Origin of the sequence: Gordonia sp. SID5947, from assembly GCF_009862785.1 — a bacterium.
Lineage (GTDB): Bacteria > Actinomycetota > Actinomycetes > Mycobacteriales > Mycobacteriaceae > Gordonia.
Genome location: NZ_WWHU01000001.1, coordinates 1,576,228 through 1,600,712 on the forward strand (window position 1 = coordinate 1,576,228; position 24,485 = coordinate 1,600,712).

Annotated in this window: 23 protein-coding genes and 1 pseudogene; 11 read left to right on the plus strand and 13 right to left on the minus strand. The window is 68.0% G+C overall.

Translation table 11 applies throughout. The features are described from left to right. The first annotated feature begins 37 nt into the window (after positions 1-37). Positions 38-1,111 carry a magnesium and cobalt transport protein CorA gene (locus GTV32_RS07265; RefSeq protein WP_202422252.1) on the plus strand — a complete coding sequence of 358 codons (1,074 nt, stop codon included), beginning with the start codon at positions 38-40 and terminating at the stop codon, positions 1,109-1,111. 7 nt (positions 1,112-1,118) lie between these two features. On the opposite strand, the gene GTV32_RS07270 is transcribed toward GTV32_RS07265, so the two are convergent. Next, positions 1,119-1,694 (minus strand): suppressor of fused domain protein, encoded by a 576-nt coding sequence (locus tag GTV32_RS07270; protein ID WP_161059562.1) that lies wholly within the window; start codon positions 1,692-1,694, stop codon positions 1,119-1,121. A 39-nt stretch (positions 1,695-1,733) separates the two neighbouring features. Between GTV32_RS07270 and GTV32_RS07275 the strand changes: the two genes are divergently transcribed. The 3 genes from GTV32_RS07275 to GTV32_RS07285 are packed head-to-tail and all read left to right on the plus strand — an operon-like array spanning position 1,734 to position 3,791. After that, on the plus strand, positions 1,734-2,408 hold the full coding sequence (locus GTV32_RS07275) for a metallophosphoesterase family protein (protein ID WP_161059563.1): 675 nt from the start codon (positions 1,734-1,736) through the stop codon (positions 2,406-2,408). Next, the gene (locus GTV32_RS07280) at positions 2,398-3,255 is read left to right on the plus strand and encodes a chromosome partitioning protein ParB (protein ID WP_161059564.1); all 858 of its coding nucleotides are present in this window, start codon (positions 2,398-2,400) and stop codon (positions 3,253-3,255) included. The genes GTV32_RS07275 and GTV32_RS07280 overlap by 11 nt, the downstream gene beginning before the upstream one ends. Before the next feature lie 47 nt (positions 3,256-3,302). Further along, positions 3,303-3,791 carry a nucleoside deaminase gene (locus tag GTV32_RS07285; protein ID WP_161059565.1) on the plus strand — a complete coding sequence of 163 codons (489 nt, stop codon included), beginning with the start codon at positions 3,303-3,305 and terminating at the stop codon, positions 3,789-3,791. On the opposite strand, the gene ugpC is transcribed toward GTV32_RS07285, so the two are convergent. The 5 genes from ugpC to GTV32_RS07310 form a co-directional block, all read right to left on the minus strand. After that, the gene (gene ugpC / locus GTV32_RS07290) at positions 3,772-4,947 is read right to left on the minus strand and encodes a sn-glycerol-3-phosphate ABC transporter ATP-binding protein UgpC (protein WP_161059566.1); all 1,176 of its coding nucleotides are present in this window, start codon (positions 4,945-4,947) and stop codon (positions 3,772-3,774) included. The genes GTV32_RS07285 and ugpC overlap by 20 nt on opposite strands. A 3-nt stretch (positions 4,948-4,950) precedes the next feature. Next, positions 4,951-5,781, minus strand: a complete 831-nt coding sequence (locus GTV32_RS07295) for a carbohydrate ABC transporter permease (RefSeq protein ID WP_161059567.1) — start codon at positions 5,779-5,781, stop codon at positions 4,951-4,953. A gap of 6 nt (positions 5,782-5,787) precedes the next feature. Next, on the minus strand, positions 5,788-6,933 hold the full coding sequence (locus GTV32_RS07300; RefSeq protein WP_161059568.1) for a sugar ABC transporter permease: 1,146 nt from the start codon (positions 6,931-6,933) through the stop codon (positions 5,788-5,790). Further along, positions 6,930-8,336 (minus strand): extracellular solute-binding protein, encoded by a 1,407-nt coding sequence (locus GTV32_RS07305; protein WP_343287237.1) that lies wholly within the window; start codon positions 8,334-8,336, stop codon positions 6,930-6,932. Before GTV32_RS07305 ends, GTV32_RS07300 begins: the two co-directional genes overlap by 4 nt. 279 nt (positions 8,337-8,615) lie before the next feature. Then, complete coding sequence (locus tag GTV32_RS07310; RefSeq protein ID WP_161059570.1) at positions 8,616-9,104, minus strand: general stress protein; 489 nt, start codon at positions 9,102-9,104, stop codon at positions 8,616-8,618. 186 nt (positions 9,105-9,290) lie between these two features. On the opposite strand from GTV32_RS07310, the gene GTV32_RS07315 reads away from it, so the two are divergent. From GTV32_RS07315 to GTV32_RS07330, 4 genes are all read left to right on the plus strand, one after another. Further along, positions 9,291-10,613: a CBS domain-containing protein gene (locus tag GTV32_RS07315; protein ID WP_161059571.1), complete on the plus strand. Its 1,323-nt coding sequence runs from the start codon at positions 9,291-9,293 to the stop codon at positions 10,611-10,613. Further along, a complete protein-coding gene (locus tag GTV32_RS07320) occupies positions 10,610-11,143 on the plus strand; it encodes a DUF1003 domain-containing protein (protein WP_161059572.1) in 534 nt (177 codons plus the stop codon). Before GTV32_RS07315 ends, GTV32_RS07320 begins: the two co-directional genes overlap by 4 nt. A 281-nt stretch (positions 11,144-11,424) precedes the next feature. Further along, positions 11,425-12,576 carry a lytic murein transglycosylase gene (locus GTV32_RS07325; protein WP_161059573.1) on the plus strand — a complete coding sequence of 384 codons (1,152 nt, stop codon included), beginning with the start codon at positions 11,425-11,427 and terminating at the stop codon, positions 12,574-12,576. Positions 12,577-12,660: 84 nt separating this feature from the next. Further along, complete coding sequence (locus tag GTV32_RS07330; RefSeq protein WP_161059574.1) at positions 12,661-13,806, plus strand: Mrp/NBP35 family ATP-binding protein; 1,146 nt, start codon at positions 12,661-12,663, stop codon at positions 13,804-13,806. Positions 13,807-13,829: 23 nt separating this feature from the next. Here GTV32_RS07330 and tatB read toward each other — a convergent pair whose 3' ends face one another. The 4 genes and pseudogenes from tatB to sigE form a co-directional block, all read right to left on the minus strand. Continuing rightward, positions 13,830-14,282: a Sec-independent protein translocase protein TatB gene (tatB, locus tag GTV32_RS07335; protein ID WP_161059575.1), complete on the minus strand. Its 453-nt coding sequence runs from the start codon at positions 14,280-14,282 to the stop codon at positions 13,830-13,832. 34 nt (positions 14,283-14,316) lie between these two features. Next, positions 14,317-15,894 carry a trypsin-like peptidase domain-containing protein gene (locus GTV32_RS07340; protein ID WP_343287238.1) on the minus strand — a complete coding sequence of 526 codons (1,578 nt, stop codon included), beginning with the start codon at positions 15,892-15,894 and terminating at the stop codon, positions 14,317-14,319. Between the two features lie 3 nt (positions 15,895-15,897). Continuing rightward, entirely contained in the window at positions 15,898-16,521 is a 624-nt protein-coding gene (locus tag GTV32_RS07345; RefSeq protein ID WP_161059576.1) for a hypothetical protein, read from the minus strand. A 212-nt stretch (positions 16,522-16,733) separates the two neighbouring features. Then, positions 16,734-17,344 (minus strand): annotated as a pseudogene (gene sigE / locus GTV32_RS07350) (RNA polymerase sigma factor SigE). 330 nt (positions 17,345-17,674) lie between these two features. Between sigE and GTV32_RS07355 the strand changes: the two are divergent. Then, the gene (locus GTV32_RS07355) at positions 17,675-18,343 is read left to right on the plus strand and encodes an O-methyltransferase (RefSeq protein WP_161059577.1); all 669 of its coding nucleotides are present in this window, start codon (positions 17,675-17,677) and stop codon (positions 18,341-18,343) included. 9 nt (positions 18,344-18,352) lie between these two features. On the opposite strand, the gene GTV32_RS07360 is transcribed toward GTV32_RS07355, so the two are convergent. The 3 genes from GTV32_RS07360 to rfbD are packed head-to-tail and all read right to left on the minus strand — an operon-like array spanning position 18,353 to position 21,315. After that, positions 18,353-19,468, minus strand: a complete 1,116-nt coding sequence (locus tag GTV32_RS07360; RefSeq protein WP_161059578.1) for an NDP-sugar synthase — start codon at positions 19,466-19,468, stop codon at positions 18,353-18,355. Continuing rightward, positions 19,465-20,349, minus strand: a complete 885-nt coding sequence (locus GTV32_RS07365) for a glycosyltransferase family 2 protein (RefSeq protein WP_343287239.1) — start codon at positions 20,347-20,349, stop codon at positions 19,465-19,467. Before GTV32_RS07365 ends, GTV32_RS07360 begins: the two co-directional genes overlap by 4 nt. Positions 20,350-20,403: 54 nt before the next feature. Then, positions 20,404-21,315 (minus strand): dTDP-4-dehydrorhamnose reductase, encoded by a 912-nt coding sequence (gene rfbD, locus GTV32_RS07370; RefSeq protein WP_343287240.1) that lies wholly within the window; start codon positions 21,313-21,315, stop codon positions 20,404-20,406. A 232-nt stretch (positions 21,316-21,547) separates the two neighbouring features. Between rfbD and GTV32_RS07375 the strand changes: the two genes are divergently transcribed. After that, positions 21,548-23,671, plus strand: a complete 2,124-nt coding sequence (locus tag GTV32_RS07375; protein ID WP_343287241.1) for an LCP family protein — start codon at positions 21,548-21,550, stop codon at positions 23,669-23,671. Beyond that, positions 23,671-24,393 carry a TIGR03089 family protein gene (locus tag GTV32_RS07380; protein WP_161059582.1) on the plus strand — a complete coding sequence of 241 codons (723 nt, stop codon included), beginning with the start codon at positions 23,671-23,673 and terminating at the stop codon, positions 24,391-24,393. The genes GTV32_RS07375 and GTV32_RS07380 overlap by 1 nt, the downstream gene beginning before the upstream one ends. Positions 24,394-24,485: the final 92 nt, after the last annotated feature.

Consider the following 24,485-nt stretch of genomic DNA (forward strand, 5'->3'; position numbering starts at 1 on the left):
CGGCGATCTTACGAGTAGCATCCGAGTCGTGCCCTCGATGCCACACCTGCGCCCCGGCGGACTGGTCCCCCCGCGCCGGGAGAAGCGGCCGCTGCCGCGGATACCGGTGCCGGTGGCGCGCGCCGTCGTGGACTGTGCGGTCTACATCGACGGCCACCGCCAGGCGGGGTACATCTCCTACACCTCCGCGCTCGACCGGGTTCGCTCGACGGGCGAGGGTTTCGTCTGGCTCGGCCTGCACTCCCCCGACGACGAGCAGATGCAGGGCGTCGCCGAGGTCTTCGGCCTGCACGAATTGATGGTCGAGGATGCCGTACATGCCCACCAGCGACCCAAGCTCGAGGTCTACGACGACACCCAGTTCCTGGTCTTGCGGACGGTCAAATACGTCGAGCACGAGTCGATGGAACAGGCCAGCGAGGTGGTGGAGACCGGCGAGATCATGATCTTCGTCGGGGCCGACTTCGTCATCACGGTGCGGCACGGCGACCACACCCACCTGTCGGGCCTGCGGCGACGCCTCGAGGCCAGACCGGAGCGCCTCGTCCTGGGGCCCACCGCGGTCTTGCACGCGATCGCCGATCTGGTCGTCGACAGTTATCTCGCGGTCACCGACGAGATGGAGAGCGACATCCTCGCCATCGAGGAATCCGTCTTCGGCCCGCGGCGGTCGCTGAACATCGATCCGGTCTATCTCCTCAAACGCGAGGTTCTCGAACTGCGCCGCGCGGTGACCCCGCTGACGGGGCCGCTGGCCCGTCTCACCGGGCAGAACCCGTTGGTGCCCAAAGAGATCCGCCGGCACTTCCGCGATGTCGCCGACCACCTGACCACCGTCATCGACCGGATCGTCGAGTACGACGAGGTGCTGTCCTCGCTGATCGGCACGGCGGCCGCAAAGGTGGGGATTCAGCAGAACACCGACATGCGCAAGATCTCGTCGTGGGTCGCCATCGCAGCGGTCCCCACCATGGTGGCGGGAATCTACGGCATGAACTTCGACTACATGCCCGAACTCCACCAGCACTGGGCCTATCCCACCGTGATCGTGCTGCTGATCGTCGCATGCGCGGGACTATGGGTGGTCTTCCGCCGTCACAACTGGCTGTGATCACCCGCTAGAGTTTCGCGGCCGCCCGATCCGGCGATCGGACATCGATCCCGGCCTCGGCCCAGGCATCCCGCAGTGCGGTCGCCCCTTTGAGACGCACCCAGGCGGCCTCGTTGGCGGTGATCGGCACGGCCCGCAGGAATCGCACAGGGTCCATCGGTTCGTCGAGGGCCACTTCGCCGAGGTCATCGGCCTCCAGGAGGACGGCGGTGCATGCCGAACCGTCCCAGACCGGCTCGGAGAGATCGATCAGGGCGTCCGCCCCGATGATGAGGCCCTCGACGGCCGGCGCCGCGGCCAACGTGGCCATCCGCCGGTGCAGTCCGGGCAGTGGGGCTCCCGCGTGCATCCGGACGACGAGCTCGACTCGTGGCCCGCGCACGGGGTCGGCATGGATGTCGGTCGGCTCCGACATCGGATGGCGGGCACACCCCACCGTGACGTAGACGAGATCGTCACCGGCCAGGAAGCGCAGTACGTCGATCGGCTCGACGCCGAGGAAGGTCACCGAGGCTCGCTGCGGTTGGGCATCGAGCCGTTCGGCGAGGTATCCATTGATCCGGTCCGTCACGGCGTCGCTCACGCATCCACCGTAGTAGGCGTGATGGCCTAGCCTGAATGCGTGGTACGAGTCCTCGCGGTGGCCGATGAGGTCGTCGACTCCCTGACCTTCGGGGTCGGCATCGACGCGCGTCCCGACATCATTCTCGGTGCCGGCGACCTGCCGTTCGAGTACCTCGAGGTGCTCAGCACCCTCTGCGACGCCCCATGTGTCTACGTTCCCGGCAATCACGACCGCGACCTGACCGGTTACCGCCACAGCCGAACCGGATGGATCCGGGCGGGGCTGCCCACCGACGATCCCGGACCGCGAGGTGCGATCAACGCCGATCGACGGACCGTGACGGTGGCAGGGTTGCGGATCAGCGGGCTCGGCGGATGCCGACGTTACAACGACGGGCCCAACCAGTACTCCGACATGCAGCAGCGGATCCGCTCCTGGCGCCTGAGCTGTACCCGGGCCACCCCCGACATCCTGCTGACCCACAGCCCGGCACGCGGGGTCGGTGACGGCGACGACGTGCCGCACCGTGGCTTCGACTGCTACCACGGACTGGTGCGGTCGCTGCAGCCCACGCTGCTCGTGCACGGTCACGTCCACCCGTTCGGCGCGAAGCCGATCGACACGATGATCGGTGACGCGACGACATCGATGAACGTGGTGGGTTACTGCCAGTTCGACATCACCCCCGGCAGTCGCGAATTCCAGATCGTGAGGCGACGTCATGGCTCGTGACACCGGATTCCCGGATGCGGACGCGGAGAACGACTTCACCCGGATGCGACGGCACGCCGAGATGTCGCGGCTCGTCGCCTGGTTCACCCGGCAGCCCGCCGACGTGAACACTGTCCTGCCGTTCGACGAGGTCGTCGCCGCGCTCGGCCGGATCGGCGATACCTACCTCGGACTTGCACAGGTCGAGGTCGAGTCCATCGTCGGAAGCGTGGACCGCACAAAGGATTTCGACCGCTATTTCCGGCCCACGTCGTCGCGCATCCGGGAGCGGTGGCAGCGTCTGGCGGCGGCGCAGCGACGCGGCGAATCGGTGCCGCCGGTACGGCTCTACCGCATCGGCTCGATGCATTTCGTGCTCGACGGTCACCACCGCGTCTCGATCGCCATCGCCCGCCACCTGCACATCATCGATGCATACGTCACCGAGATCCACACGCGCATCTCGCCCGAAGGCATCAACGCCGCGTCCGACCTGATCATGAAAGACCACCGACGCCTCTTCCTGTCCCGGGTTCCGCTCGCCGGCGCACAGGCCGCGGCCATCCGCTTCTCGGATCCGTTCGACTACGCCGAGCTCTCGGAGAACGTCGAGGCGTGGGGTTTTCGGCTCAGCCAGGAGATCGGCGAGTTCCTCAGTCGCCCGGAGGTGGCCCGCCGATGGTTCGGCGAAGAATTCCTGCCGGTGGTCCGGATGGCGCGGCGTGCCGACGTCCGGCCGGACCTCACCAGTGACGCCGAACTCTATCTCTGGCTCGCGTGCGAGCGTTATCGCCTGGTGCGCAAACACATCTGGGATGACGACATCCTGCGGGAGCTACACGACCAGGGCCGACGGCGCCGACGCTGATCGTCGCCTGGCCAGACCGATTGCGAACGATCAGGGAGAACGAGGGCATGACCATCACCCCCACCGACATCGGACATCTGCGCCGCTGTGTGGATCTGGCACGAGCGGCCCTCGACGCCGGTGACGAACCGTTCGGCTCGACGCTGGTGGCCGAGGACGGGACCGAGCTCTTCGCCGATCGCAACCGGGTGTCCGGCGGCGATGCCACACAGCACCCGGAATTCGCGATAGCCCGCTGGGCGGCAACCAATCTGTCTCCGGCACAGCGTGCGTCGTCCACGGTCTACACGTCGGGCGAGCATTGTCCGATGTGTTCGGCGGCGCACGCCTGGGTCGGCCTCGGACGTATCGTGTACGCCACGTCGGGCGCTCAGCTGGGTACGTGGCTCGACGAGTGGGGCGCGGCGCCAGCTCCGGTCACGGCGTTGTCGATCCAGCAGGTCGCGCCCGGCGTCGAGGTCGACGGACCCGCCGACGAGTTCACCGACACCATGCGCGGATTACACCACGCCCGCGTCAGCCGAGACGCAGGTTAACCCCCGACGACTGATCGAACACGGCGACCTTCGAACTGTCGTAGAACAGTTCGGCCGTACCCCCGCGGGCGATCCGGGACTCCGGCGACACGCGTGCGATCATCTGGCCGCCACCGATCTCCGCCCCGGAGTCCGCGGCGAGCTCGTCGAGAGCGTCGCTGGCCGCCGGCGGCGCGTCGACCGTGAAGTACACGTAGTTGTCCGAACCCATCGACTCGATGACATCCACGTTCGCCGTCAGCGTGGACCCGTTCGACCGGGTGGCCGCATCGACGAGCGCCGCGTCCTCGAGATGCTCGGGACGGAGGCCGACCAGCACATCACCGCCGCTCTTGGCACGTTGGGCGTTGGTGACGATCTGCTGATGGTCGGGTACCGCGACCCGGCCGATGGGGGTGTCGATGCCGTCACTGCCGATCCGTCCGGGCAGGAAATTCATCGCAGGTGATCCGATGAAGCCGGCGACGAACAGATTGGCAGGTGTGTTGTACAACTCCTGCGGGGTGCCGATCTGCTGCACGTGGCCACCGCGCAGCACCACGACCCGGTCGCCGAGGGTCATCGCCTCGGTCTGATCGTGGGTGACGTAGACGGTGGTGGTGCCCAACCGGTTCTGCAGGCGGGCGATCTCGGTCCGCATCTGCACACGGAGTTTCGCATCCAGGTTCGACAGCGGTTCGTCCATCAGGAATGCCTTGGGCGAGCGGACGATCGCGCGCCCCATCGCGACTCGCTGCCGCTGACCGCCGGACAGGTTGGCGGGCTTGCGGTCCAGGTACGGCCCGAGGTCGAGGATCTTGGCCGCCTCGTCGACCTTGGCGGCGATCTCCGATTTCGACAGCTTCGCGAGCGTCAGTGGAAATGCGATGTTCTCCCGCACCGACATGTGCGGGTAGAGCGCATAGCTCTGGAACACCATCGCGATGTCCCGGTCCTTGGGTGCGCGGTCGTTGACCCGCTCCCCACCGATCCGGAGTTCGCCCGAGGAGATGTCCTCGAGACCGGCGATCATGTTGAGGGTGGTGGACTTCCCACACCCGGACGGGCCGACCAGGATGATGAACTCCCCGTCGGCGATCTCGACGTTCACCCCGTGGACCGCGGTCGACCCGTCCGGGTACTGCTTGGTGACGTTGTCCAGAACGATGTCGGCCATGGGTTATCCCTTCACCGCGCCGGAGGTCAACCCGGCCACGATTCGACGTTGGAAGAAGAGCACGAAGATGATGATCGGAATGGTGATGACCACGGCGGCCGCCGCAATCGAACCGGTGGGTTCCTCGAACTGACTGTCACCGGTGAAGTTGGCGATCGCCACCGGGGCGGTGATGGCGCGCTCGGTTGAGGTCAGCGACAGGGCCAGCAGCAGGTCGTTCCACGCGAAGATGAAGACCAGGATGGCCGCGGTCACCACGCCCGGAGCCGCGAGGGGTGCGATGACCTTGCGGAAGGCCTGCCACGGCGTGGCCCCGTCCATCTTGGCCGCCTTCTCCAGTTCCCAGGGGATCTCCCGGAAGAAGGCCGAGAGCGTGTAGATCGCCAGGGGCAGTGCGAAAGTGATGTACGGCAGGATGAGGCCGGGCCAGGTATCGAACAGACCCAGGTTGCGCTCGATGTTGAACAACGGTGTGACAAGGGAGATCTGCGGGAACATCGCGATCAGCAGTGCCGCGCCGATCAACAGCTTCTTGCCCGGGAAGTCCAGCCGAGCCACCGCATAAGCGGCCATGGTGCCCAGGATCACCGCGATCAGGGTGGTGATGAGGCCGATGCCGATCGAGTTCCGCAACGCGCTGGTGAAGGCGCTCGTCTCGAAGATGCCCGCGTAGTTGTCCCAGGTCCATTCTTTGGGGATGAAACTGCCGTCCTTGACGCTGCCCGGGGGCTTGAACGACAGACTCACGATCCACAGCAGCGGGATGATCGCATAGAGGATCACCAGGATGTTGGCGACCGACCACCAGGCCTTGTTTCCGATTCCGGTTTTCACGCGGCCCTACCTCCCCTCGTTCTCGGAACCGGGCGCCGCGGTGCCGAAGCCCTTGATGAAGATGAACGCGATGATCGCGACGCAGATGAAGATCAGGATGCTGATCGCCGAGCCCACGCCGAGGTTGAATGCCTTGAACAGGTTGTCGTAGCCCAGCATCGACACCGAATACGTGTTGTTGGACCCTCGGGTGAGCACGTAGATGTTGTCGAAGACACGGAACGCATCGAGCGTGCGGAACAGCAGTGCGACCAGGATGGCCGGCTTCATCAACGGGATGATGATGCGCCACAGGCGTGTCCACGCCCCCGCGCCGTCCACCTGAGCGGCCTTGAGCAGGTCGTCGGGCACCAGGGCGAGGCCTGCGAGGAGCAGCAGCGCCATGAACGGGGTGGTCTTCCAGACCTCCGCGAGCACGATGATGGCGAGCGACGGCCACTGCTGGGTGAGCGGCGCGCTGCCATCGGGCAGCAGGTTGGCGAGATAGCCGGTCTCCGGCGTCCACGCGTAATACCAGGAGAATGCGGCTGCCACGGTCACGATGCCGTACGGGATCAGCACGACGGTTCGGATGGTGCCCTTGCCGAAGATGGTGCGGTGCATGACAAGTGCGATCGCCATGCCGAGCACCAACTCGATCGCCACCGAGACGATGGTGATCCCGAGGGTCACCGAGAACGCCGTCCACCAGTAATTGTCCGTGAGCACGGTGGCGTAGTTCTCGAACCAGACGAAGCTGCGCTCACCGGGGGCCGAGAGACTGGACTTGTTCAGCGACAGCCAGATCGCGTACACGATCGGGTAGCCGGTGACGAGCGCCATCATGATCGCCGCGGGTGCCACGAGCCAGAACGCCAGTCGCCGCTCGGCGGCCTTGCCCTCACTCAACTTCTTGCCACCCTTGGCCGCAGCGGCCGGTCGCCGTTCGGCGACGGCGACGCCCCCGCCGGACGGCTGCGCGACAGCGGCGCCGCCGGCCTCGGACGCCGCACCGGTTGCGGGCGGGGTCCATGCGTCGGAGTACACCGGTTGCGCGCCGGTGTCACCGGTCGACGGTGGCCGGACCGACGGTTCCCGCGCCGGTGTGTCGTTCTCGGGAAGGCTGTGGCGGCCCGGTCGCGACCGCTGCTCGCCGTTGTCGCCGGTTGTCATGGGATCAGGCCCTCCCCATCGATCGCCTTGCGGACCTGGTCGGCGAGTTCGTCGACCAGCGTCTCGGGATTCCATGCACCCACCGGACTCAGTTTCGCCGTGAGCAGCGTCGAGATCGCCTGGTAGACCGGCGAAGCCGGCCGCAACGCGGCATTCCTGCTCTCGAGCTGGGTCCGGATGTCGTCACCCATGGGGTACGCAGCCTTGAAGTCCGGGTCGTCGTAGATGGACGCGATGGTCGGCGGAGTACCGCCGTCCACCGAGTAGACCTTCTGCGCTGCCTCGTTCGTCAGGCATTCGGCCGCCTTGAAGGCCGGGTCCTTCTGCTGCGAGGTACTCGCGACCGCGATGTTCACGCCACCCAGCGTGGATCTGGCCGGCAGATCCTTGCTGACCCCCGGATACCGCGCGAAGTTGAACTTGGTGCGGACCGTCTTGTTCACCGGGCCGAGTTGCGCGTCGGTGGGCGGGTTCTCGGCGTCCTCCGCCAGCATGCCTGCGTACTGCTGCATCTCGGGAAAGAACGGGACGTCGCCCGCCGCCGCATTGGACCGCATCGACGAGAACACGAACGGCCAGTTGACCTCGAAGGCCGCGCTGCCGTTCTCCATCCCCAACCGCGCCGACGACTCGTCGGAGTTCGTGAGGGACGGATCATGGCCGGGGGCGGTCGCGATCGCCTTGAGGACCCGCAACGCCTTCACGGTCGCCGCGCGGTGCGCGGGGGTGTCGTTGAGCGTGACCTTGTTCGGGTCGTCGGTGCCGACCACCGAACCCCCGGCACTCGCGAGCACCGAGTTGAACCAGACCATCAGGCCTTCATATTGCTTGCCCTGCACCATGATGTAGCTCGGCCCGCCCTTGCGGCGGATCGCCTCGGTGTCGGCGAGCATCTCGTCCCACGTGGTGGGTGCGGCAGACTTGTTGAGGTATTTGCGCATCAGATCCGGCCGATACCAGAGCAATTGGGTGTTGGTCCAGGTCGGGATCGCGTACAGGCGCTTCGCGGCGTCCTCGTCCGTCTTCCACATGGCCGTCTCGCGTGGCCCGCCCAGGTTGGTCGCGGCGACCTTGGCGGCCAAGGCTTCCGGCACCGGCTCGATCCAGCCGGCGTCGGCGAACTCCGCCGTCCACACCACGTCCATGCCCATCAGATCGAGGCCGGGGTCGTTGCCTGCGAGGCGCCGGGCCAGCTGGAGTCGCTGATCGTCGGCCGACTTCGGCAGAGGCGTGGTGACGATCTTGTACGCACCGGCGGAGTCGGCCGAGCACTTCTGCCCGACCTCGTCGATGAACGACGCGCCGTCCGCGGGCGGATAGATGTTGAGCACCTTGGGCGTGTAACCCGACCCGCAGGCCGTCACGATCGGCAGTGCCGTGACCAGCGCAGCCGCGGCCACCACCAGTTTTCGCCTTACCCCGCTTCGGGATCCGTGGCCGGGATGTCCCCCCACAGGATTTCGACCGGATTCGGAACTGCCAGCCCAGAACCGCACGCAGCCTCCTTGATGTCGTTCGCGGTGCAAGACAACGAGGCTGCACCGGTCGGCGTTTGCTGCGTAACGTTATATGTCGCAGTTCGTGACATGCAACACAATCGGCATGGGCGTGCCAGAACATGCGGGAATCGTGATCTCCGCCGAACTGCAGCGCGGTTTCACCGGGGTGAATCGCCGGTGATGTCAGGGAGTCAGGCGGCTCAACATGTCACGCGCCTTCTCGGCGCTCCGGGGGTCGCACAAGACGTCGTATCGCCCCGCGACCAGCTGCATCGTCGAGGCGAAGTCTCGCTGGCCACGCGTCGCGGCGTACGGGATGGTCGCGGAGATGAGCCCGAAGACGATGCCACCGACCAGTCCGAACAGCACGGGCGCCAGACCCGCACCGCTGACCACCAACGTCACGAGCAAGCCGAAGAACAGGCCTAGCCACGCGCCGGAAACGATGCCGCCGCCGACCACCTTGCCCCACGTGAGGCGGCCGATCACCCGCTCCACCTGCATCAGGTCGACGCCGACGATCGTCACGTCCTGGACGGTGAAGTCCTGGTCGGCCAGGTAATCGACAGCGTGCTGCGCCTCGGCATAGGTGCCGTATGACCCGATCGGCCACCCCTTCGGTGGCGTCGGCAGGCCGGGGGTCTCGCGACCCTGGCGCATCGGGTTGGTCATCTCGGATCCTCTCTCGGGTGTCTTCTCACGCCGCCGACACCGCCCGGACGCCCTCCAGGACGGTGGCAGGTGTCACGGCCTCGCCATCAAGAATGCACAGTCGTGGGCGGTGGCGCACGCGCTCGGCGCGACGGCACCGCCCGGATGTGCGCGGCGCCGGGTCCTGTACCCACTACCCTTACTCGCATGGCGTCCGTGAGCAAGGTGTTTGTGGCCAGATTGGTGGGCTTGGCCGTGCTCGGACCCGACGGCGAGTCGATCGGTCGGGTCCGCGACGTCGTCGTCGCGGTTCGCATGACGGGTCAGCAGCCTCGCGTACTCGGTCTCGCCGTGGAGTTGACCACCCGACGACGGATCTTTGTCCCGATGCTGCGTGTGACAGCGATCGAGCCCCAGGCCGTGACGCTCAACACCGGCACGGTGAGTCTGCGCCGGCTTCATCTGCGGCCGGGCGAGGCGCTCGCGATCGGACAGATCCTGGATTCCCGGGTGCGCGTGGACGATCCCGACCTCTCCGATCTCGCCGGGATGGACGTCAACGTCGTCGATCTGGGCATCGAGCGCACCCGTACCAGGGACTGGGTGGTGTCGCGGGTGGCTGTCCGCCCCGGACGCAAGGGATTCCGCCGCCGCGGCGAGACGCACGTCGTCGAGTGGCATCACGTCCACGGACTCACCCAGACCGAGCTGAACCTACCGGGCCAGGGTGTCGCGCAAGCGCTCATGCAGTTCGAGGGCATGCGCGCGGCCGACGTGGCGAACGCACTGCGCGAACTACCGACCAAGCGCCGCGACGAGATCGCGGCGGCGCTCGACGACGAGCGTCTCGCCGACGTCCTGCAGGAACTCCCGCCCGACGATCAGACCGACCTGCTCGCCCACCTCGAACTCGGTCGCGCGGTGGACATTCTCGAGGCCATGGATCCCGACGACGCCGCAGACCTTCTCGGCGAACTCCCCGATGCGGAGGCCGAGTCGCTGCTCGAACGCATGGATCCAGAGGAGTCGGAACCGGTCCGGCGACTCCTGACCCACTCCCCCGACACCGCGGGCGGTCTGATGACCTCCGAGCCCATCATCGTCACCGCATCCACCACCGTCGCGGAAACCCTTGCACGCGTACGCAATCCGGATGTGACGCCGGCGGCGGCGAGCCTGGTGTTCGTCGTGCGCCCGCCGACGGCGACACCGACCGGCAAGTATCTCGGCTGCGCACATCTGCAGGCGCTGCTGCGCGAACCGCCGGCCAACATCGTCGGCGGCATCCTCGACAGCGATCTCGCACACATGCAGCCCGAGGACTCACTGGAAGCCGTCACGCGCTATTTCGCGACCTACAACCTGGTCTGCGGCCCGGTGGTCGACGAGGAGGGGCACCTGTTGGGGGCGGTCAGTGTCGACGACCTCCTCGATCAGCTCCTGCCACGCGACTGGCGCGAGACCGAGCCCGAGGACACCGGACCGATCGGCGACCTGTCCGGCATCAATCCCGCAGGAGCGGGTGCGTGACCACCGAACAGCCCGGCCGTCGCCTCGACACACCCCGCCCGAATCGCCGACTGTCGTTCAACCTCGACTCCGACGTCATCGGTGTCTACGCCGAGCGCATCGCACGGTTCCTCGGGACCGGGCGCTACCTCGCCATCCAGACCGTCATCGTCATCGTGTGGGTGGCGCTGAACCTCGTCGCGGTGTCATGGCGATGGGATCCGTATCCGTTCATCCTGCTCAATCTGGCGTTCTCCACCCAGGCGGCCTATGCCGCCCCGCTGATCCTGCTCGCCCAGAACCGACAGGAGAACCGCGACAAGGTCGCCCTCGACGAAGACCGGATCCGGTCCGCGCAGACCAAGGCGGACACCGAGTTCCTCGCCCGCGAACTCGCCGCAGTACGCCTCGCCGTCGGCGACACCGTCACCCGCGACTATCTCCGCAAGGAACTCGACGATCTCCTCGACGAGCTCACCGCACGCCTGGGCACCGGTCCCCGCGACCTGTCCACACCGGATGACGGCTCGGACACTCCTCGCCACCCCTGAGTCGGCCGCCTCTCCCCACCGGGCAGGCACATGTGGGTTCACCAAATCCACAGATGCATGTGGTGAAGAATTGTCGGGTTCCTGTACTGGGGCATTAGACCCATATGTATGGTGGGTCACACGTCGGACGCCCGGGGAGCCAAGACACGGCGGGTCCGACAATCCGCAAGAACTGCAGGGGCGGGCATGCACGTGTGTGAGAGCAACGGAGTCAGTGTGGACGCGCAGTCGACGGCGGTCCGAGGACCGGCCATCGCTGGGACGCGGGCGAGGACAGCCCGATGAGTCCCGCCCTCTTCCGTCGCGCCCAGGGTCCCCGCAGGTCACGCCTGCCCCGGCGCGCGCTCGCGGTCGGCACGGGTGGCGTCCTGGTCGGAGCGATGATGCTCGCCGCAGCGACGTCGAGTGCGGCCGGTGGCACCGTCGCCACCCCGACGCCTGAGACCGACTCCGCAGTACTCGCCGCAACCGTCGAGATCGCGCCCGGCGGTCCGGTGACCCTCCTCGGGTTCGCCCCACCGCCCAAGCGCGTCGAGGCCGAGGCAACGGCGCTTCCCCAGTTCCGCATCACCGGCTCGCTGCCGACCGGGCCGCTCGGCATCCCCGGAGTGGTCCTGCAGGCCTACAAACTGGCGGCCAACCGCGTCGCATCCGATACCCCGCAATGCAGACTTCCCTGGTTCCTGCTGGCCGGGATCGGGCGTATCGAGTCCAATCACGCGTCGAACGGCTCGGTCGACCAGTACGGCACCACCATCAACCCGATCGCCGGCCCGGTGCTGAACGGCACGCTGGCCGGTAACGCGGTGATCCGCGACACCGACGGCGGCCGCATCGACGGCGATTCCTCGCACGACCGCGCGATGGGCCCCATGCAGTTCATCCCCGGGACCTGGGCGAGTTGGGGTACCGACGCGAACGGTGACGGGAAGGCCGACCCGAACAACGTCTTCGACGCCACCTACTCGGCGGGCCGCTATCTGTGTTCCGGGGTCTCCGACATCATGGCCGACAAGAACAAGGTCGCTGCGGTGATGCGGTACAACCACTCGATGGAGTACGCGGCGAACGTGCTGAGCTGGGCTGCCGCGTACGCCACCGGCGTGATGCCGACCAATCCGATCCCCGAGCCCAAGCGCAAGGCGCGCAAGTCGTCGACGAGCAAGCCGTCGAAGCCCTCCACACCGGGACAGAGCTCGTCGGCGCCCTCGACGTCGGAGAGCACCACCACCTCCACACCGCCACCGCTGCCGACCTGCATCGGCGCACTGTGCCTGCCTCCCGACCTGGTACCGACCCAGCTGCTGCCGCCGCCGCGGCCGATGCCCAGGCAGCAGGCCCCGAAGAAGCCGCCGACGTCGGGGACCCCGCAGCGTGCCCCGAATGCTCGTCCTGGCGCCACGACCACCACTCCGCCGCCCGCAGCCCGCTGATCGGTCCGGTGATCTCGGACCATGCCGGGCATCGAGGTCTCCCATGCGACCGGCCACGTCCGTCGGACGGTTAAGCTGGCGTTGATGACTACCGGAGTTGTACCCACCGAATCCGCGGTTCGCGCTGCCCTCAGCAAGGTCGATGATCCCGAGATCGGCAAACCCATCACCGACCTGGGGATGGTCAAGTCGATCGAGGTCAACGACGACGCCAGCGTGGACGTCGTCGTGTACCTGACCACGTCGGGCTGCCCGATGCGTACCGAGATATCCGGCCGCGTGGAGGGCGCCGTCGCAGACGTCCCGGGCGTCGGCGCGGTCCGTGTGGAGCTCGACGTGATGGACGACGAGCAGCGGACCGAACTGCGCAAGAAACTCCGCGGCGACAAAGCGGAACCGGTGATCCCGTTTGCCCAGCCGGGCTCGCTGACCCGCGTCTACGCGGTCGCGTCCGGCAAGGGTGGCGTCGGCAAGTCGAGCGTCACCGTGAACCTCGCGACCGCGCTCGCCGAGCGGGGCCTCACCGTCGGTGTCCTCGACGCCGACATCTACGGCCACTCGGTGCCGCGGATGCTCGGCAGCGATGCCAAACCCACCCAGGTCGAGCGCATGATCATGCCACCGATGAACCACGGGGTCCGGTTCATCTCGATCGGACAGTTCACCGACGGGAACACCCCCGTCACGTGGCGCGGACCCATGCTCCACCGTGCCCTTCAGCAGTTCCTCGCCGACGTCTACTGGGGCGATCTCGACGTACTGCTGCTCGACTTGCCGCCCGGGACGGGCGATGTGGCGATCTCCATCGCCCAGCTGATCCCCGGGGCCGAGATCCTCGTCGTCACCACCCCGCAGCAGGCCGCCGCGGAGGTCGCCGAGCGGGCCGGCGCGATCGCACTGCAGACGCGTCAGAAGATCCTCGGTGTCGTCGAGAACATGTCATGGATGGAGCTCCCCGACGGTTCCCGCATGGAACCGTTCGGTTCCGGCGGCGGCGAACTGGTCGCCGAACGCCTGAGCAGAGCGGTCGGGGCGCCCGTCGAATTGCTCGGTCAGGTGCCGTTGGAGACCACCCTGCGTGAAGGTGGCGACAGCGGTATGCCGGTGGTCCTCTCCGCGCCGGACTCCGCGTCCGGCTCCGCCCTCCGCGCGATCGCCGACAAGTTGGCTGTGCGGCGGCGTGGGCTGGCCGGGATGAGCCTGGGGATCGACACCACTCGTCACGACTGAACCGACCGGCGGCGTGCTTGCCGTCAGGTCGCGTCCCAGTCGGTGACCGATGGCTGCCGCTTGCCGGGGGTCGGGGCGTCACCGGCCGAGTCCGCCGGTTCGACTGCCGGCGGGTTCGGCATCGGGGCCGACACCGGCTTGATGTCGGGGGTCTCGGTGGTATCCCGGTCCACGGTGGTCGGCCCGAGCCCGAGCTTGAACACGGAATCGTCGCCGTCGAGGAGATGCTTCGTGACCATCGCGCGTGGGGTCATCCCGCGCAGTTCGTTGAGTTCGGAGAGCGGTTTGCGGAGTTCGTCGAACTCCGGTCCCAGCTCGTCCTTGAGTTGGTCGGTCGCACCGGTCGCGTAGTCACGGACCTGACGGACCGACTTCATCGTCCACGACACCGCACCGGGCAGACGATCGGGTCCGAGGATGATCAGACCCGCGGCCAACAGGACGAGGATCTCACCCCAACCGATACTGCTGAACATGTGTCATCCCCATTTGCTCGAGCCCGGTCTGCACTCAGTCGCTGGCCGGCGTCATCGTGCCGTTGAACGTACGGCCGTCTCGCCAGTAACTGAACGGGACCTTCTCATCGATCTTGGCCGTCCGTACCGCGACCGTCAATTCATCGGCGCTCTCGATCGTACGGCCGTTGAACGAGGTGATGACGTCGTCCTCGCGTACCCCGGCCTGGTCTGCCGGGCCCCCGGCGACCACGTTACGCACCTGCGCGCCGAGGACCCGGTCGTTGCGGACCGAACTCGCGTTGACCCCGATCTGCGGGTGATTGACGGCACCCTGGCGGATGAGGGTCTGGGCGATCGGCACGACCTGGTCGATCGGGATCGCGAAACCCAGGCCGATCGAGCCACCGCCCGGCACGAGTCCGGCCGTGTTGATGCCGACCACCTCGGCCTTGTCGCTGACCAGCGGTCCACCCGAGTTGCCGGGGTTGATCGCCGCGTCGGTCTGGATCGCGTCGATCACGGCGTCGGTGTCGGACTCGGCATCCGGCCGCAACGGCACGGGTCGATGCAGTGCACTGACGATGCCACTCGTGACGGTCCGGTCCAGTCCGAGCGGTGATCCGAAGGCGATGACCTCCTCGCCGATCTGGAGGTCGTCGGAGTTGCCCAGCTTCGAGACGGTCAGATTGTCGACGTTGTCGACCTTCACCACTGCCAGATCCGTCTTGGTGTCGCGGCCGACGATCCGCGCCGGCACGCGCTTGCGATCGAAGAAGACGGCTTCGAGCTTGGCGTTGCGGTCGTTCGCCGCCATCGCGATCACGTGGTTGTTGGTGACGATGTAGCCGCTCTTGTCGATGATGAAACCCGACCCGGTACCGACCGCGCTGCTGGTACGGACATCGAGTGCGACCACTGACTTCTCCACGGCGCGAGCCACATTCGCCACCGGCGACCGAGGTGCGGCGTCGTCGTCGGCGTCGCCGGTCGACAGCTGCACCGAATCGGAGTTCAGCGGAGACACGACCTCGGCGGTCCACCGGCCGATCAGTCCGCCGACGAGCCCGACGACCACCGCCAGCACGGCGAGGGTCGCCAATGCGTGCCAACTGACGCGCTTACCGAACAGGACGTCCTGGATCCCCAGCTTCGGTCCCCGGTCGGTGGGTTCCGGAGCGGTCGGGACGCCGAGCGCCGGCCGATCCATACCGGCCACACTCTCCGGATCGCGCCAGGGGTCAGCCGGCTCCGGCGGCGCGTCGGGCGCACCGTAGGTGGCCAGCGGGTCGCGCTGCAGGGTGTCCGTCGCGCCCGGCGGGCGGCCGAATGCCTCGGCCAGCACCGGGTCGGGTGCGGCGATCTGCGGCTCGGGGTTGTCGGTGGTGTCCGGAGAATGCGCGAACGAGCCCTGCACCCCGTCCGGACGCCCGAAGACGGCCGCGGTCTGCGGCGAAACGGCCTTGTGTCGCGTTCTGTCACTTGAGATCTCGTCGACGCCGCCCGCGTCTGCTGCCGTCTCGGTCGCTGCCGTTGCCGAAGCGTCGGCATCCGAGCTGATGGTCTGCGGGCCCGTTGTCTCCCCGGCGGACTCGGTCGACCCGTCGAGCTCGCTCTCCCCTCTGATGTCCACGTGTCAGCGGCCTCGCCAGCGGCTCATCCGGGCACGAGTGGTGCCCTGGCCGGGCCGGCCTCGTCGGTCGGCTGATGCGGAGGTGGGCATCGTGCCACGCGGCGCCTCGGTCACCGGGAATCCCGGAGCCGCCATCGGGCTCGCCGCCGGCCGGTCCTGCCCCCACGGGGTCAGCGGGCTCTGGCGGTCGGTCCGGGCCTCGCCCGAGACACCGGTGATGTCGATCTCCCGGGTCGGGATCTGGCTGAGCTGACCGAGCAATCCGGCGGGCAACGACACATCTCCGGCCGATCGCAGACGGGAACGTGCGCTGACCTGTGCGTCGACGGCGGACATGCACTCCTGGCACTGCGCGACATGTTGGGTGGCCCGCACGTGGGCGGTCATCCCCAATTCACCGTCGACATAGGCGGCAACCGCTTCCGCGGCGAGATGTTCGGTCGGGGCGAACCGGCGGCCACCGGGTGTACCGGGCGCACGATAGGTGCGATTGGGGGCGAACGAAGCGGTGACCGGGGACCATGTCGCCGGATTCCACGCCGATCGACGCCGGCGACGGAGACTCGGCATGGGTAGCTGGCTGTCGCCCTGCTGCCCCGAGGTGGATCGACCTCGGTTCATCTCCATCTGACGTTCACCTCTTCCACCGCTGCGGGCTAGTCCGCCGTCATGTCCAGATCGTTCCACGCTACTGCGCTGTCGGCGAGTGTGCCGCCACACCGAACCCGGGCGCGGCAACCCACCCTATCCGAAGAGGACAACGGCGCCGGACCGACCGTGGTTCCCGAAATCGGGATCCGATTCGGGTGACGATCGACCGGCGCCCATGGGCCGAACGGTCAGTGCGCCGCGCCAATGGCCACCGACCGGCTGCCGGTGTGGCCCGGGCGGTGAGGTGATCACGGATCGTCTGGCGACCGCGGTGGATGCGACTGCGCACAGTACCGAGTTTGACGCCGAGCGTCGCGGAGATCTCTTCGTAGGACAGTCCCTCGATGTCACAGAGGACGACCGCGGCACGGAAATCCGGCGGCAGCGCGTCTAGTGCGTCCTGCAGATCGGGATCGAGGTTCGCGTCGTGGAAGATCTGTTCGGGATCGGGGGTGTCGGACGGCACCCGGTCGTACTCCTCGGGCAGCGCTTCCATCCGGATCTTGCTCCGACGTCGGACCATGTCGAGGAACAGATTGGTGGTGATGCGGTGCAGCCACCCCTCGAAGGTGCCCGGGCGATAGTTCGACAGGGAGCGGAAGACACGGATGAACGTCTCCTGCGTGAGGTCCTCGGCGTCGTGCTGGTTGCCGGACAGGCGGTAGGCGAGGCGATACACGCGATCGGCGTGCTCGCGGACCAGCTCGTCCCAGGACGGCATCAAGGTGTCGTCGCCGGTGGCATCGAATCCGGCCGTCCCGGTCGGGACGACGTCTGCAGACCCCAGGGGATCAGTCATGTTTGGTGGCCAGTTCCCTTCCCCGGACATCTCGTCGGATGACGGATGTTCACGATGGTAAACCACGTCTGCCGGCGTTCTATTCCTCGGTTGCGAACCTCGGCAGATCGTCGGCTGCGGGTGCGGGTGGTGTTCCCGTCCGCGGGCGCATCGGTTGCGCTAGTAGAACCCTCTCCCACCGTGGTGTGGTCGCCGTATGAGAGTGCTGAGGTTTCGCTGAGGAAGTTGCGGCCGGTTTCCGGGAACGCTCGAAAGACCTCTGACCTCTGACTTCGTCCGAGGTTGGCGCGCCGCCGCCGGAATCGCGGCGATGCGACATAACCTCAGTGGGTGACCGATTCATCAGGGGGTTCCGATCCGGCGGGTTCGACGTCCCCGAGCGCCCTCATCGACTACGCGGAATCGGCGATCGTGGAGGACGACGCCGTGACCTCGGCGCGCACCCGGGCCGACGAACTCGGCGCCTCCGCGGTCGCGCCTGCCGTCGGCGCCCTGCTGGCACTGTTGGCCCGATCGTGCGACGCGCATTCGGTCGTCGAGATCGGCACCGGAGCGGGTGTCAGTGGCCTGTGGCTGCTCAACGGCATGGCCACCGATGGCGTGCTGACCACGATCGATCCCGAACCGGAACATCATCGCGCGGCGCGACAGTCGTTCGTGGGCGCCGACATCGCGCCCGGGCGGACCCGCCTGATCAACGGCACCCCTACCGAGGTACTCCCCCGCCTCGCCGACGAGTCCTATGACCTGGTGTTCGTCGACGGGCCACTCATCGACCACCCGCGGCACGTGGTCGAGGCCGTGCGCATCCTCCGACCCGGTGGCGTGGTGGTCGTCCACAACGCCACCGCCGGCGGCGCGGTCGCCGACCCGACGCGCACCGACCCACCAGCCGCAGCAGCCCGCGAGGCGGCGCTGCTGATCGCCGACGACGAGCGTCTGCTGCCGGTGGTGATCCCACTGGGCGCAGGCGTGCTCGCGGCCGCCAAGGCCCGCTGAGCCGCTCCCTCAGACGTCCGTCGAGAAGCGCAGTCCGCCGTCGGGGATCTGGACGCCCGGCCACACCCGTGCGCCCCGCAGGAGTTCACATCGGGCCCCGACCTCGGCGCCGTCACCGATCACGGTGTCGCGGATCAGCGCGCGCGGTCCGATGCGGGCACCGAATCCGACGATGCTCCGCTCGACCACGGCGCCGGCCTCGATCACCGCTCCGTCGAAGACGACCGCACCGTCGAGGCGGGCCCGCGGCCCGATCTCGGCGCCGCGACCCACCACGGTCCCACCGATGAGGACCGCGCCGGGCGCCACGCCGGCGCCGTCGTGGACCATCGATTCGCCGCGCCGGTCGCCGAGGGCGGGCGACGGAGCGATACCGCGGACCAGGTCGGCCGACCCTCGGACGAAGTCCTCCGGGGTACCCATGTCACGCCAGTAGGCGTGGTCGACGTGAGCCTGGATGTGGCGGCCCTCGGAGAGGAGTTTGGGGAAGACCTCCCGCTCCACCGACACCGGCCGGCCGGGTGGGATCTCCTCGATCACCGAACGTCGGAAGACATAGGTGCCCGCATTGATCTGGTCGGTCGGCGGGTCCTGGGTCTTCTCCAGGAAGTCGGTGACGCGGCCGGTCTCGTCGGTCGGGACGCAGCCGAACGCGCGTGGATCACTGACCGGCACGAGGTGCATCGTGACGTCGGCGCCGCTTTCGCGATGCGTCGTCAGGATCTCGCGGACGTCGGTGCCGCCGAGTACGTCACCGTTGAACACCAGGATGTTCTCGGCGGTCAGGTCGTCGAGCACGTTCCGGATGCCGCCGCCGGTGCCGAGCGGTTCGGTCTCGGTGACGTACTGCAGTCGCACACCCAGTTTCGAGCCGTCACCGTAGTACTCGGAGAAGACATGGGCCTGGAAGGAGGTACCGAGGACCACGTCCTGGATCCCCGCAGCCTGGATACGGGAGAGCAGGTGCGTGAGGAACGGGACGCCGGCGGTGGGCAGCATCGGCTTCGGCGCCGACAACGTCAGCGGTCGCAACCGCGTGCCCTTGCCACCCACGAGCACCACGGCCTGCACCGACGATGTCACATCCGGATCAGACGTCCCACCGTTGTGGCTCTCACTGGTCACCGATTTCTCCTCTGTTTCTCGACGGTCCGGCCGGCCGCGAGGACCGCGACCCGGGAACGCACGGCGAGCCCGACCCGCAGGGCCAGGCGTAGCGGTGCCTGCAGGACGCCCGGGTGGCGGTCAGCCTGGAACCGATAGGCGCTGCGGTGATGGGCAGGCAACATCTTCCCCGGATCACGGCCGGCCGCATGGCCTTTGGTGTGAAGGATCTCCGCGTCCGGTACGTATACGTTGAGCCAACCCGCCTTGCCGAGCCGGTCGCCCAGATCGACGTCCTCCATGTACATGAAGTATCGCGAGTCGAAGCCGTCGATGGAGTCGAAAGCGGCACGCCGGACCAGCAGACACGATCCCGAAAGCCATCCGACCGGACGTTCGCTGGGCGCCGCGTCATCGGCCCGATACGCGGCGGTCCAGGGATTCGTCTTCCAGATCGACCCGAACAGCGCATGACCGGCGCCGGAGATCAGATCAGGGACCCGCCGCGCCGACGGGTAGATCGAGCCGTCCGGTTCATGGATCAACGGACCAAGCGAACCGGCACGCGGCCATCGCCGAGCGGCGGCGAGCAGTTCGTCGAGCGAACCGGGAGCCCACTCGACATCCGGATTGGCCACCGCGATGAACTCGATCGAGGGATCCACCTCGGCGACCGCGCGATTGATGCCACCGCCGTAGCCGATGTTGCCGCCCGTCCGCACGAGCGTCACGTTGTCGAACTCCCGCTCCGCCGCCTCTGGCGCGCCGTCGGTCGAGCCGTTGTCGGCGATGACGACACGGGGCACCGGCGACGCGGTGGCCTTCTCGAGGCTTCGCAGGAATGCCGCGAGGTAGTCCCCCGACGAATAGGTCACCGTCACCACGGCAATCTCAGCAGTCACCGGGTCAGGGTAACCAACCTCGCGAGGGCGCCGATGACCCTTGGGTTCCATGGGTCAACCCCGCCCTGCGCGTCGTCCGGCAACGGCGGCGTGCAGCGCCGCGCGCCAGTCTCGGAGCGGGGTCAGTCCCGCAGAGGCCCAGGATGCCCCCGACAGCACCGAATAGGCAGGTCGAGGCGCCGGGCGTGGGAATTCGTCGGTGGAACACGGCCGCACTCGCTCGGGGTCGGCACCCACTTCTTCGAACACCGCGCGGGCCACCTGATACCAACTGACGCTGCCCGCGTTGGTGGCGTGCAGCACGGCCCCGGCGGTCGACCCGTCGGGATCGGCGGCGACCAGTTCCCAGAGTCCGTCGGCCAGATCCGGGGCATATGTCGGGGAGCCGGTCTGATCGTCGACGACCGTGACGTCGCGACGCACGGCTTCGAGGCGGCGCATGGTGCCGACGAAGTCGGTGCTGGCCGGACCGCCGGTGTAGACCCAGGCGGTCCGGACAACCGTGGCACGCGGGTCGATCTCGAAAACGGCTCGTTCGCCGGCCAGTTTCGAGGCGCCGTAGACCGTTTCCGGCTCGCCGGTCACATCTCCGGGTTCGTACGGGGTGCTGCGGCGCGGCCCCTCGTCGGTGGCCGCCGCTCCCGCGAAGACGTAATCGGTGGACACGTGGATCAGACGCGCGCCGGTCGTGGCGGACATCCGAGCGAGATGGCCCGGTCCATCACGGTTCACCGCGAAGGCGCGTCCGCTGTCCGTCTGCGCGCCGTCGACATCGGTGTAGGCAGCGCAGTTGAGGACCACGTCCCCCGGTCCGAGCCCCGCGAGGGCGTCGGCCACCGACGTCGCGTCGACGATGTCGATGTCGGCCGAAGTGAGGCCATGTAGCCGCGCGGGCGCCTTGTCGGACGCCCGAAGCGCCTTGCCGAGCTGTCCGCCCGCGCCGACGATGTAGGTGGTCGAACTCATGGAACACATGGTGCCGTACCGAGATCACGAGCACGCGGACCCCGATCCGTGATGTGGGTCTCGACGGGAGCGCTCGGCGTTGCACCGTCGAATTCTCGCTTCACTTCAGTAGCCTGACGTCAGCACAGCACCATCCGAAACGTCAACACCACAAACAACGGCACGCACTTGCGTCACACATCCCGAGCGGATGTCACCGAGTTCGCCGACGACGAAAGGGACCGACCCGCCCGTGGACTCTCGACCCGATGGCGCACGCCGACGCTCCGGCGGTCGCGCACGTCCCGACGAGCCCACCACCTCCTCCCGCGGTCCCGCCGACGGCCGGGTACGACGCGCTCGGCATCCGGCGCCCGAGGCGCCCGCCGATCCCCCACCACGACGTCGGCGCCGACCCGATCCAGAGGATCCGCGTGCGGATCGCCGCGCACCGGCCGACGGTCGCACATCGGCCGCGCGCCGGGCGTCCGCCGATCAGGCCCGTCCCGATCAACCACGCCGCCGCCGGCCACCTGGCCCCGCGGCCGACCAGGGCCGTCGAACCTCGGGCGAGATCCACACCCGCGAGGGCGTCGCCGCCGACGGACAGCGCCGCCGCCCGCGACGCCCCGACGAGGCCGCGCCGCGGTCCCGCCGGCCGAACGCATCGGCGTCCGCGGCGGGACGAGACCGCGGGCAGGGCGGCCCGCGTACGCGCCGCGCCGACGACCGGACCGGTGCGCCCGGGCAGCGACGTCGGGGACCCGCGACCGCGCCCGGCGGCGGCCCGGATACCGGCGGCCCGGGACTCGACGTGCCGCCGCGCGCCGCGGCCGCCGGGCGACGCCGCCCGCCACGTCAGCGCGCAGACCCGGAGGCCGCCGCCGAATCCACCGGAACGCCGGCCGCCGCGCGCGTCCGGAAGCAGTTCTCCTGGAGATCCCGGACCACCCGTACCGGTCTCGGCCGTGGGCTCGTGGCGCTGTTGTCGGTGGCGGTGCTGCTGTGTACCGGTTACGCGTGGAATAGCGTCAGCAACCTGAACTCGAACATCACCCAACTGGCCGGCCTCGGACTCGGCGGCGCAGACGACGGCGCGGTGGACATCCTGCTCGTCGGTACCGACTCGCGGACCGACGCCAAGGGCAACCCGTTGTCGCCGTCGGAACTCAAGATGTTGCGCTCCGGCGAGGAGGTGGCGACCAACACCGACACGATCCTGCTCATCCGTATCCCGAACGACGGATCGTCGGCGACGGCGATCTCGATCCCGCGTGACTCCTACGTCGACGTCCCCGGCATCGGTAAGTCGAAGATCAATGCGGCGTACGGCACCACCAAGGAAGGGGTGCGCGAGCGCGCGGTCGAGTCCGGCGAGAGCGAGACGGCGGCCGAGAAGGACGGCACCCAGGCCGGCCGAAAGGCCCTGATCGACACGGTCGCGAACCTCACCGGCGTGAAGGTCGATCACTACGCCGAGGTCGGACTGCTCGGCTTCGTCCTGCTCACCAATGCGGTCGGTGGTGTCGATGTCTGCCTGAACGAGGCGGTCCGCGAACCGTTCTCGGGTGCCCGTTTCCACGCGGGCCGTCAGACCCTGAACGGCCCCAAGGCCCTCAGTTTTGTGCGCCAGCGCCACGGGTTGCCGCGCGGTGACCTCGATCGGATCACGCGCCAGCAGGTGTTCATGGCGTCCCTGACCCAGAAGATGTTGTCGGCTCACCTCCTCACCGACCCCGGCAAGCTCGACGAACTCCAGCGGGCCGTGTCTCGATCGGTGGTGATCGACAACGACTGGGACATCGTGAAGTTCGCAGAGCAGTTGAAGGATCTCAGCGGTGGCCGCGTCAAGTTCGCGACCATCCCCGTGGTGACCGAGCAGGGTTGGAGCGACGACGGGCAGCAGAGCGTCGTCCAGGTGGACCCGAAGCAGGTCCACAACTTCACCGACGATCTGCTGAACAGCAAGAAGGACGACGACACCCCCGACCGTGCCGACTACACCGTCGACGTGGTCAACGCGGGGACGATCGACGGCCTGGCCTCCAACGTGTCGAACATCCTGACGACCAAGGGCTTCCAGGCAGGCAAGACCGGCACCGGCGAGTCCAACGACAAGAACTCGGTGGTGTACGCCCATTCCGCCGACGACACCGGTGCACGGCAACTCGCGAAGGACCTCGGTGGGGCCGAGGTCCGGGCCGACTCCTCGATACCCGACAAGCGGATGAAGGCGGTCTTGACCAACACCTACGACGGCCCCGGGTCCATCGGCGACACCGGCGCACAGACCGACAACGTGCCGGCCAGCGAGCGGGTCGGCAACAACCGCCCGCCGATCACGGCCGGCTCCGACGGCCCCACGTGTGTGAACTGATGAGCGCACCGACGATCACCTCGGCCGTCTTCGACGCGGTCGGCGACTGGTCGCAACCGTTGCTGACCTACTACGACCATGCGAGTGGCGAACGAACGGAACTCTCCGGGGCGACGCTGGGCAACTGGGCCGCCAAATCCGCGAACTTCTTCGTCGACGAACTGGGGCTCGGGCCCGACGACGAGATCCTGGTCGATCTCCCGGAGCACTGGCAGACGGCCGCCATCCTGCTCGGCGCCTGGTGGGCGGGCACACACGTCCGGCTGCCCGGCAGCCACCTCGAACGATCGGCACTCGGTGCGGTGGTGACCTCCGCGGGAGCGGTGAGCGGGTACGACGACGTCGACGAGGTCCTCGTCGCCTCGCTCGATCCGTTCGCGATGGGCGTGCGCGATCTCCCCGTCGGCGTCACCGATTTCGCGAGTGCCGTTCGCGTCCACGGAGACCAATATTCGCCGTCGCGCGGGGCCACCGGCCCAGCGCTCGACGGCGAGCCCACCGACAGCGTGCTCTCCGCAGCCCGCGGCGCCGCGGAGACCGACGGCATCGTCCGGGGGACGCGGGTACTCACCACCCGGCCGTGGCGCGCCACGGAACAAGTCGTCGCGAACCTGGTGGCGCCGTTGGTGGTCGGCGCCTCGCTGATCACGGTCTCCCATGGCGACGAAACCCGCCTCGCCGGCCTCGCCGACACCGAGCGAGCCGGCCTGACGCTGCGCTGAGACGGGAGACCGTCCCGACCGCCCGACTGCCGGATATGTCGAATCGCGACGCTTGTGCACGATAGAGAATTACCGTGTTACTCATGCGTATC

Bases quoted from the DNA above. Each gene is read 5' to 3' on its own strand.
- GTV32_RS07265 (WP_202422252.1), top strand. From the start codon at position 38: ATGCCACACCTGCGCCCCGGCGGACTGGTCCCCCCGCGCCGGGAGAAG.
- GTV32_RS07280 (WP_161059564.1), top strand. From the start codon at position 2,398: ATGGCTCGTGACACCGGATTCCCGGATGCGGACGCGGAGAACGACTTC.
- GTV32_RS07285 (WP_161059565.1), top strand. From the start codon at position 3,303: ATGACCATCACCCCCACCGACATCGGACATCTGCGCCGCTGTGTGGAT.
- ugpC (WP_161059566.1), bottom strand. From the start codon at position 4,947: ATGGCCGACATCGTTCTGGACAACGTCACCAAGCAGTACCCGGACGGG.
- GTV32_RS07300 (WP_161059568.1), bottom strand. From the start codon at position 6,933: ATGACAACCGGCGACAACGGCGAGCAGCGGTCGCGACCGGGCCGCCAC.
- GTV32_RS07310 (WP_161059570.1), bottom strand. From the start codon at position 9,104: ATGACCAACCCGATGCGCCAGGGTCGCGAGACCCCCGGCCTGCCGACG.
- GTV32_RS07315 (WP_161059571.1), top strand. From the start codon at position 9,291: ATGGCGTCCGTGAGCAAGGTGTTTGTGGCCAGATTGGTGGGCTTGGCC.
- GTV32_RS07325 (WP_161059573.1), top strand. From the start codon at position 11,425: ATGAGTCCCGCCCTCTTCCGTCGCGCCCAGGGTCCCCGCAGGTCACGC.
- GTV32_RS07330 (WP_161059574.1), top strand. From the start codon at position 12,661: ATGACTACCGGAGTTGTACCCACCGAATCCGCGGTTCGCGCTGCCCTC.
- tatB (WP_161059575.1), bottom strand. From the start codon at position 14,282: ATGTTCAGCAGTATCGGTTGGGGTGAGATCCTCGTCCTGTTGGCCGCG.
- GTV32_RS07345 (WP_161059576.1), bottom strand. From the start codon at position 16,521: ATGGAGATGAACCGAGGTCGATCCACCTCGGGGCAGCAGGGCGACAGC.
- rfbD (WP_343287240.1), bottom strand. From the start codon at position 21,315: ATGAGTTCGACCACCTACATCGTCGGCGCGGGCGGACAGCTCGGCAAG.
- GTV32_RS07380 (WP_161059582.1), top strand. From the start codon at position 23,671: ATGAGCGCACCGACGATCACCTCGGCCGTCTTCGACGCGGTCGGCGAC.